Here is a 7,949-nt window from a genome sequence, read left to right as displayed (position 1 = left end):
GCGCGCGCAGCGGCTCACGCGGCGGTGCGGGCCACAGCAGCGCCGAGGCGGGGATGGCCACCGCCGCGGCGAGCGCCCACCCGGCCAGCCGGTCCGGGATGGCCGACACCGGCGCCGGCGTCGCCACCGGCAGGACGAACGCGAGCAGCAGGGAGGTCGAGGAACCGGCGAGGACCGAGCTGACCACCCCGGAGAACAGGACCGCGAACCCGACCACGGCCATGGCGAGGGCCGCGACGACCGCCCACCGCGACGCGAGGGTGCCGAGGCAGACCAGGACGGCGCCGGTGAGCGCGAGGGCGCCCATCGCCTCGAGACGTTCGCGGCGGGTACCGGTGAAGTCCGCGAACAGCAGCATCGCGAAGGAACCGAACGCCGCGAAGGTCGCGACGTCGGCGTTGCCGATCACCTCGCTGCCGATCGCGAACAGCGTCGGCATCGCGATCGCGGTCCGCGCCGCACGACGCGTCGCCCCGTACCCGGCGTCGTGACGCCCGATCCACGCCCACACCCTGTGCACGGTCAGAGACGGTATCGGGACGGGTACCCGTCCCGACATGGCCGAAGCGTGGTTCACCGGGTTGAGCGCCGCCGACCGGGAGCGGGTGCGTGCGGAGCCGCTGCCCGAGACGTCCGCCGCGATGCTCGCGACCCTCACCGACGACCGGTTCTCCGACCCGGCGTGGATCTTCGAGCGCAAGCTCGACGGCGTGCGGTGCCTCGCCCGCCGCGACGCCGACGGCGCGGTGCGGTTGACCTCGCGCAACGACAAGGACATGACCGCCACCTACCCCGAGGTCGCGGTCGCGCTGGCCGACGCGTGCGACACCGACGTGGTCGTCGACGGCGAGATCGTCGCGTTCGAGGGACGGCGCACCAGCTTCGAGCGGCTGCAGGGGCGCATCGGCATCAGCGACCCCACCGCCGCGCTGGCGACCGGGATCCCGGTCTTCTACTACGTGTACGACGTCCTGCACCTCGACGGCCGCGACGTGCGCCGGGTGCCGCAACTCGCGCGCAAGAAACTCCTCCGGGCGGCGCTGACGTGGGACGACCCGCTGCGCTTCACCACCCACCGACGGGAAGCCGGGGTCGAGATGTACGAGGCCGCCTGCCGTCGCGGGGACGAAGGCGTCATCGCCAAGCGGATCTCGGCCCCGTACACCGGCGGGCGGTCGCGGGACTGGCTGAAGTTCAAGTGCGTCCGCGACCAGGAGTTCGTGGTGGGCGGCTGGACCGATCCGAAGGGCTCCCGCGCCGACCTCGGCGCGCTGCTCGTCGGCTACCACGACGGCGACCGGTTCGCCTACGCCGGGAAGGTCGGGACGGGGTTCAGCGCGAAGGTCCTCGCCGACCTCGCGGCCGACCTGCGGCCGCTGGCCACGGACACCTCCCCGTTCGACACCGCGTCCGCCGTGCTGCGGCGCGAGCGGGACGTGCACTGGGTGCGGCCCGAACTCGTGGTGCAGATCGGGTTCGCCGAGTGGACCCGCGACGGCCTGCTGCGCCACCCCCGCTACCAGGGGCGGCGCGTCGACAAGGCCGCCGCGGACGTCGTACGCGAGACCCGCTGAGCGGACCTCACGGAACCGCTCGCCGCGGCGTTGACGGGGTGTGAGACACCATGGAGCGCACCCCACGTCCGTCCTCGACCGGGAGGCCGCGATGACGCCCGACGCGTCGACCCGCCACGCCGTCCTCGACACCACCCTCGGACCGCTCACCGCCGTGGTCGACGACGTCGGCCTGCGGGGCTTGTACTTCCCGGGGCACTGGACCCGCCCCGACCCCGCGCTCTGGGGGGAGCCGGTCGACGCCGACGCCTCCGACCTGCTTGTCGCCCTCGCGACGCAACTGGACGAGTACCTGGCGGGCTCCCGCCGGGAGTTCGACGTCCCCCTTCATCTCGTCGGCCCCGACTTCGGCCAGCGGGTGTGGGCGTCGTTGCTGCGCGTCCCGTACGGCGAGACCGTCACCTACGGCGGCCTGGCGGCCGATCTCGGTGGCACGCACGCCCGCGCGGTCGGTCGGTTCGTCGGCGGCAACCCGGTCTCGGTCCTGGTGCCCTGCCACCGGGTCGTCGGCGCCGACGGCTCGCTCACGGGCTACGCGGGTGGTCTGGACCGCAAGCGTCGGCTGCTCGAGCTCGAGGGTGCCCTCGTCACGCCGCCGGGTCTGTTCTAGGCGCGGGGGCACGCTCGGCTCGCGGGTGGGGTTGCCACGGGATGCGCGTCGGGTCTCGCTCGCCGCTGGTTGCGCTGGCGGGGTGGCGGTTCGCGTCTCGCATGGACGGGCTTCTGCGAGAGGCGCGGTGGGTTCTCACCCGCGGTCGGTTGCGCTCGCGGGTCGCAGTTGCGCTCGACAAGAACCGGCTCCTGGGAGAACCGCGGCGGGCTGCGTGCGGGCTCAGTCCCGCTCGCGCCTGGCCGCCCTCGTCTCGCAAGGACCGGCTCCTACGAGATGCGCGGTGGGTTCTCGTCCGGAGTCGGTTGCGCTCGCGGGTCGCAGTTGCGCTCGACAAGAACTGGCTCCTGGGAGAACCGCGGCGGGCTGCGTGCGGGCTCAGTCCCGCTCGTGCCTGGCCGCTCTCGTCTCGCAAGGACCGGCTCCTACGAGATGCGCGGTGGGTTCTCGTCCGGAGTCGGTTGCGCGCGCGGGTGGCGGTCTTGCTTGGCAAGGACGGGCTCCTAGGAGAAGCGCGCGCTGTCGCCGTCCGGACCAGCTTGCGCTCGCGGGTAACAGCTGCGTTTGCTCGAGAAAAGCTCGTGTTCACCGAGTGATTCTCTTGCAAACGGCTGATCGTTCGATATAGAATCGAACCATGGTTGCGGTCGACGAGATGGTTCCCTCGCTCGACCTGCTGCGCGCTCTGCTGGCACAGGATCCCACTGCTCTGGACGACGAGGAACGGGTCGCTTCGGTGGCCGGGTGGGAACGGATGATCGCGTTCTGCACCGCCCACCAGAACGACGTCATGGCCGCCGCCTACCGCGACCACGCCGCCCCCACTCACGGTGGTGAACCCGACGGGGACGCCGGCAAGTGGTGGGCGGAACAACTCGGGCTCGCTCTCGGTGTTGCGGGCACGTCGGCCTACCACCGGATGATGCAGGCGGTCACGCTGGTGGAGGCGGCGCCGGCGATCACGGCGCAGCTTCGCATCGGTGCCATCGGGGTGCACCACGCCCGGGTCGCCGCCAACACCCTGCGGGTCGTCGAACCCAATGTCTCCCGCACCGTCGACGCCGAGGTGATGGACGACCCCGGCTGGCGGACCCCGTCGCAGCTGGAACGGGCGTTGCAGGCCGCGATCATCAAGCACGACCCGGAAGGGGCGAAGGCCCGCAACCGGGCCCGACGTCGCGAACGAGACGTCCGGGTACGAGCGGAAGCCGACGGGATGTGCAGCCTCTGGGCGTTGCTGCCCGCCGAGCAAGGTCAGGCCGTCGCCAAGACCATCGACGCGCACGCTCGTTCGTTGAAAGCCCGCAACACCCCCGGCGACGACCACACCCCGCCAACTGTCGCGCCGACGCCTTGGTGGAGCTCACGCTGCGGCCGGTGCGCCCCGCCACCGTCGAACCCAGCACCGAACCCAGCGTCACGCCCAGCGCGCCCGGCAGCGACCTCGCGACCGCGCCGCGGATGCACGGGCAGCGTCCCGACATCCAGGTGGTCGTCGGCTGGACCACCCTGATGGGCCTCGATGACCTGCCCGGGTTCCTGCACGGTCACGGCGTGATCGACGCCGCCACCGTCCGGCGTATCGCTTACGACTCCTGCGCTACCTGGCGGCGGATCCTCACCGACCCGGCATCAGGTCAACTGCTGGACTACGGCCGTAAGACCTACAGCCCACCGCGGAACCTCGAAGACTTCGTGATCGCCCGCGACCAGTACTGCCGCTTCCCCACCTGCGACCGCCCCGCCGTCACCTGCGACCTGGACCACCGCCACGACTGGAACAACGGCTGCCAGACCCGCGAGCAGTGCCTCGACGCGCTCTGCCGACGTCACCACCGCCTCAAACACGAAGGCCGCTGGACCCACGAACGCGATCCCGACGACAACTCCAGCATCTGGACCGACCCCGCCGGCGGACAGCACGGCAAACCCGCCGCGAAACTCCCGATCCCCGAACCCGCGCTCGGCGACCCACCCTTCTGAGAAGGCAGTTGTCTCAGCCGCGGGCCGCCCAGCCGTCGGCGGCGCGGATGGCGACACGGATGGCGTTGTCGACGGCGGCGTCCTTGCGGGAGAGGTCGGGCTCCTCGGCCTGCCCGCGCTGGGCGACGATGCCGCACACGCAGCCTGCGGCGAAGCCGTAGACGATGCCCATCTTGAACAGGGTGCCGGCCTCCATCTCGAAGCCCAGGACCCCCAGGTGGACGTACTCGTCGATCATGCCCTGCAGCCGGCGCAGCAGGTGCGGGTTGGCTGAGGAGTCCGAGCGTTCCTGACCTTCGAAGAAGGTGTCGGCCGAGGCCATCACGCCGACGTGGTGCGGCACGTCGAGCTCACGGCCGGCGTTGCTCAGTGCAACGGTGAGGAACGGGTCGCCGACGGCGGGGAACTCCACCGGGGCGATGTCGGCCGCGGCGCCCTGGTTGGTCAGGGCCCCGGAGGCGACGATGACGTCGCCGGCGCTGATGCGGTCCTGGATGGTGCCGGCGGTGCCGATGCGGATGATGGTCCGGATCCCCACCTGCACCAGCTCGTTCACGACGATGCTCAGCGACGGCGCGCCCATGCCACTGGTCGCGCAGACCACCGGCGCGCCCCCGGGCAGCGTCGCCGCGTAGGCGTCGAGCCCCCGGTTGCGCGCCAGCACCCGGCCGTTCGAGAGGTGCGACGTGGCGATGAGCTCCGACCGGCCGGGATCGCCGCTCAGCAGGGCGATGCTGGTGCCCTCGTCGAGGTCGGCGGCCGCGAAGCCGAGGTGGTACTTGACGTCTGCGCTGCTCACCCCGCGGACTCTAGTGACCGGGTCAGAACTCCAGCAGGATGCCGAGCAGGACGACGGCCGTCACGATGACGGCGAGCAGCAACGCCACGAGGGCGGGCCACACCCGCCGGCCGAGGCGCTCGCGGCGTTGTCGCCGCCACGTCCGCCGGACCTCCGCCATCTCGCCCAGCACGATCGGGGCGGGCGCACGGGGGTCCACGATGCGGGGCGGACTCCAGTCGTCGGCCGGATCGGAAGCGTGGGTCACGCCACGCTCCGCGCCGCGTAGCCGTCGGCGACGTCGGAGACCGACACGGCGTAGGAGAACGGCGCGTTGTACGTGGCGATCGCGGCCGTCCACCCCGCGGGCGTCGCCATGTCCTGCCCGGCCACGCACAGGTACACCGCGGCCGTGAGGGCGGCGTCGTCGACGTTCGACGGGTCGGGCACACCACCGGACGCCGAGCGGCCCCACGTCACCCAGGTCGTCGGGATGAACTGCATCGGCCCGACGGCCCGGTCCCACCTGGTGTCGCCGTCGAGCACGCCGCCGTCGGTGTCGGCGATGGCGCGGTTGCCGGCGGTGCCGTCGAGCGGCGGGCCGAGGATGGTCGGGCGGGCGACGCCGTCGGCACCCACCGACGCCCCGCCGTGCCGACCGTGGTCGGACTCGATCGCGCCGATTCCCGCGAGCGTCGTCCACCCGAGGTGACAGCCGGGGTCCTCGGCGTGCAGCGTCAGCTGGGCGCTGCCGTAGGCCGTCACGACGCGGGCCGGGATCCCCGTACGCGCCGCCACGCTGTCGACCCAGGCGGCCGCCGGTCGCGGCGCACCCGGCGCACTGCTGGCGGCGACGCCGGCGGCCACACCCGTCGCCGCGACCGGCGGATCCCACACCGGGACGGACTCGACCACCGGCCGCGCGTCCGGCAACGGGGAGGACCGGGCGAGGCCCACCAGCGAGACCACGACGCCGACGACGAGCACCGCGGTGACGACCAGGCCCAGCCGGATCCCTCGGCCGGCCGACATCAGCCGAAGCGACCGTGCACGTAGTCGGCCGTGCGCGGGTCCTGCGGGTGGTCGAACATCGCGGCGGTGTCCCCGTGCTCGACGATCACGCCGGGCTTGCCCTGCTCCGCGAGGAAGAAGGCGCACTGGTCGGAGACCCGCGCGGCCTGCTGCATGTTGTGCGTGACGATGACGATCGTGACCTCGCTGGCCAACTCGACGATGGTCTGCTCGATGCGACGCGTCGAGGTCGGGTCGAGCGCCGAGCACGGCTCGTCCATGAGCAGCACCCGCGGCCGGATGGCCAGGGAGCGCGCGATGCACAGCCGCTGCTGCTGCCCGCCCGACAACGCACCGCCGGGCTCACGCAGGCGCTCACGGACCTCGCGCCAGAGACCCGCCTTCAGCAGGCAGGACTCGACCAGGTCGTCCTTCTCCGAACGGGAGGCCTTGCGTCCGGTGAGCTTGAGGCCCGCGAGCACGTTGTCGTAGATGCTCATGGCCGGGAACGGGTTCGGCTTCTGGAACACCATGCCGATCTGGGCCCGGGCCTCGGTGAGTCGACGCTTCGGGTCGTAGATGTCCTCGCCGTCGAGGCGGACCGCACCGGCGAGCGACGCCGACGGGATCAGTTCGTGCATCCGGTTGAGGATGCGCAGGAACGTCGACTTGCCACAGCCCGAAGGTCCGATGAGAGCGGTGACCTCGCCGGCCGCCATGGTCAGGCTGATGCGGTCGAGGACGAGGTGGCTGCCGAACCACGCCGAGATCGACTCGGCGTCGAGGGTGCCCGCCTGCCCCGGTGTCGGCGGGAGGGACGTCGGCTGGGGACCGAGGTCGTCGAGGAGCGTCATGCGAGAGGAGTCCTTTCCGTCCGCGTGGTCGCGGCATCGTGCGTCGGCAGCGGGGTGGTCACAGCAGGTTCGGCAGGAGCAGGACGATCCGGTTGCCGATGAGGGCGACGGCCAGCGCGACGACCGGGCCGAACGCGATCCAGGTGCGCCACCTCCCCCACCGGGTCCAGCCCCAGACCGCCAGCACGACGACCAGCACGAGTCCCTGCAGGGCGAGGATCGTCACCGGCAGCGAGTCCGGCATGGTGCCGAGCGGTTGCTCCGCGGTCGGCAGGTCGGAGGCGTAGACGACCGACGGGTCCTTCGGCGTCCCCACCAGGACGGCGTCGACCCGGAGGGTGCCGTCGGGGGCGAAGGGGAACCCGGTGGCCGTGACGAGCGTGAGACGGGACTGGCCCGCGACGACGCGGGGGGTCGGATCACCTTCGCGCCGGGTCCCGGTGACGCGGAACGTGTTGACGTCCTGGCCGGTCACGACGGTGATCGTGTCGCCGGTCCGCAACCGGTCGATGTCGCCGAACGGGCCGCCGTACGCCGCCGCGCGGCCCTGCAGGATGGACACGCCGGGCTGGCCGGGGAAGCGGGTGTCGCGTTCGTGACCCGGCCCGCGGCGCAACGCGTCGGCGGAGGTTCCCTCGACCACGACGACGTTCCGCATGCCGATGGCCGGGATGCTGATCAGCGCGACCGGGGTGCCGACCGGTGTCAGCCGACCCTCCGGATCGGTCTGGCTGACGGGGACCGTGGCGTTGGCGAGCGACTCGCGCAGCGTGGCGTAGTCACGCGACTGGCTGGCGGCGTACTGGATCTGCGTGACCACGACGATGTCCAGCACGAACAGCACGGCGACCGCGGCGAGCCAGAACGCGGAGGTCCGGACGATCCACCACGGGGAGCCCGGCAGCGGTCCCGCGAACCGGGGCTCGCGTCGGGGGCGCCGCACGACGGTCCGCCCCTCCCCTCCCGGGGTCGGCGGGCCGTCCGGAGCGGGAGCGCCGGGTCCGGGCTCGAGGGTGACGGTCAACGCAGGTGGTCCTCGCTGTGTGGGTGGGTGCGACTCACGGGTCGATCGGGGCCGGTCCGGGTGCGGCGACCGGGGTCGCCGCGCCCGGACCGGGACATCAGGTGGTGCGGTGGTG

At 72.3% G+C, this 7,949-nt stretch carries 9 protein-coding genes and 1 pseudogene; 4 read left to right on the top strand and 6 right to left on the bottom strand.

The genetic code is table 11. From position 1 onward, the window contains the following. Positions 1–520, bottom strand: a pseudogene (locus ACXR2U_RS17895) (FUSC family protein); the annotation flags it as partial. Between the two features lie 37 nt (positions 521–557). On the opposite strand from ACXR2U_RS17895, the gene ligD reads away from it, so the two are divergent. From ligD to ACXR2U_RS17875, 4 genes are all read left to right on the top strand, one after another. After that, positions 558–1,574 carry a non-homologous end-joining DNA ligase gene (gene ligD, locus ACXR2U_RS17890; protein WP_458826429.1) on the top strand — a complete coding sequence of 339 codons (1,017 nt, stop codon included), beginning with the start codon at positions 558–560 and terminating at the stop codon, positions 1,572–1,574. Between the two features lie 91 nt (positions 1,575–1,665). After that, positions 1,666–2,184, top strand: coding sequence for a methylated-DNA--[protein]-cysteine S-methyltransferase (locus ACXR2U_RS17885; RefSeq protein WP_458826428.1), 519 nt, complete (start codon positions 1,666–1,668; stop codon positions 2,182–2,184). 637 nt (positions 2,185–2,821) lie between these two features. Then, positions 2,822–3,697 (top strand): DUF222 domain-containing protein, encoded by an 876-nt coding sequence (locus tag ACXR2U_RS17880; RefSeq protein ID WP_458826427.1) that lies wholly within the window; start codon positions 2,822–2,824, stop codon positions 3,695–3,697. Continuing rightward, a complete protein-coding gene (locus ACXR2U_RS17875; RefSeq protein ID WP_458826426.1) occupies positions 3,646–4,167 on the top strand; it encodes an HNH endonuclease signature motif containing protein in 522 nt (173 codons plus the stop codon). Before ACXR2U_RS17880 ends, ACXR2U_RS17875 begins: the two co-directional genes overlap by 52 nt. Before the next feature lie 13 nt (positions 4,168–4,180). Here ACXR2U_RS17875 and ACXR2U_RS17870 read toward each other — a convergent pair whose 3' ends face one another. The 5 genes from ACXR2U_RS17870 to ACXR2U_RS17850 are packed head-to-tail and all read right to left on the bottom strand — an operon-like array spanning position 4,181 to position 7,834. Beyond that, positions 4,181–4,966 carry a nucleoside phosphorylase gene (locus ACXR2U_RS17870; RefSeq protein ID WP_458826425.1) on the bottom strand — a complete coding sequence of 262 codons (786 nt, stop codon included), beginning with the start codon at positions 4,964–4,966 and terminating at the stop codon, positions 4,181–4,183. 22 nt (positions 4,967–4,988) lie between these two features. Beyond that, positions 4,989–5,213 carry a hypothetical protein gene (locus ACXR2U_RS17865; protein WP_458826424.1) on the bottom strand — a complete coding sequence of 75 codons (225 nt, stop codon included), beginning with the start codon at positions 5,211–5,213 and terminating at the stop codon, positions 4,989–4,991. Further along, the gene (locus ACXR2U_RS17860; protein WP_458826423.1) at positions 5,210–5,977 is read right to left on the bottom strand and encodes a lysozyme family protein; all 768 of its coding nucleotides are present in this window, start codon (positions 5,975–5,977) and stop codon (positions 5,210–5,212) included. The genes ACXR2U_RS17865 and ACXR2U_RS17860 overlap by 4 nt, the downstream gene beginning before the upstream one ends. Next, a complete protein-coding gene (locus tag ACXR2U_RS17855) occupies positions 5,977–6,810 on the bottom strand; it encodes a phosphate ABC transporter ATP-binding protein (protein WP_458826422.1) in 834 nt (277 codons plus the stop codon). Before ACXR2U_RS17855 ends, ACXR2U_RS17860 begins: the two co-directional genes overlap by 1 nt. 58 nt (positions 6,811–6,868) lie before the next feature. Continuing rightward, positions 6,869–7,834 carry a sortase gene (locus tag ACXR2U_RS17850; protein WP_458826421.1) on the bottom strand — a complete coding sequence of 322 codons (966 nt, stop codon included), beginning with the start codon at positions 7,832–7,834 and terminating at the stop codon, positions 6,869–6,871. Positions 7,835–7,949 lie beyond the last annotated feature (115 nt).

This window comes from Jatrophihabitans sp. YIM 134969 (genome assembly GCF_054456675.1).
The sequence above is the reverse complement of the archived record's forward strand: the minus strand, read 5'-3'. Positions and strand labels throughout refer to the sequence as shown.

Coding starts and splice junctions, on each gene's coding strand:
- ACXR2U_RS17875 (WP_458826426.1), top strand. CDS start 3,646: ATGCACGGGCAGCGTCCCGACATCCAGGTGGTCGTCGGCTGGACCACC.
- ACXR2U_RS17860 (WP_458826423.1), bottom strand. CDS start 5,977: ATGTCGGCCGGCCGAGGGATCCGGCTGGGCCTGGTCGTCACCGCGGTG.
- ACXR2U_RS17855 (WP_458826422.1), bottom strand. CDS start 6,810: ATGACGCTCCTCGACGACCTCGGTCCCCAGCCGACGTCCCTCCCGCCG.
- ACXR2U_RS17885 (WP_458826428.1), top strand. CDS start 1,666: ATGACGCCCGACGCGTCGACCCGCCACGCCGTCCTCGACACCACCCTC.
- ligD (WP_458826429.1), top strand. CDS start 558: ATGGCCGAAGCGTGGTTCACCGGGTTGAGCGCCGCCGACCGGGAGCGG.
- ACXR2U_RS17880 (WP_458826427.1), top strand. CDS start 2,822: ATGGTTGCGGTCGACGAGATGGTTCCCTCGCTCGACCTGCTGCGCGCT.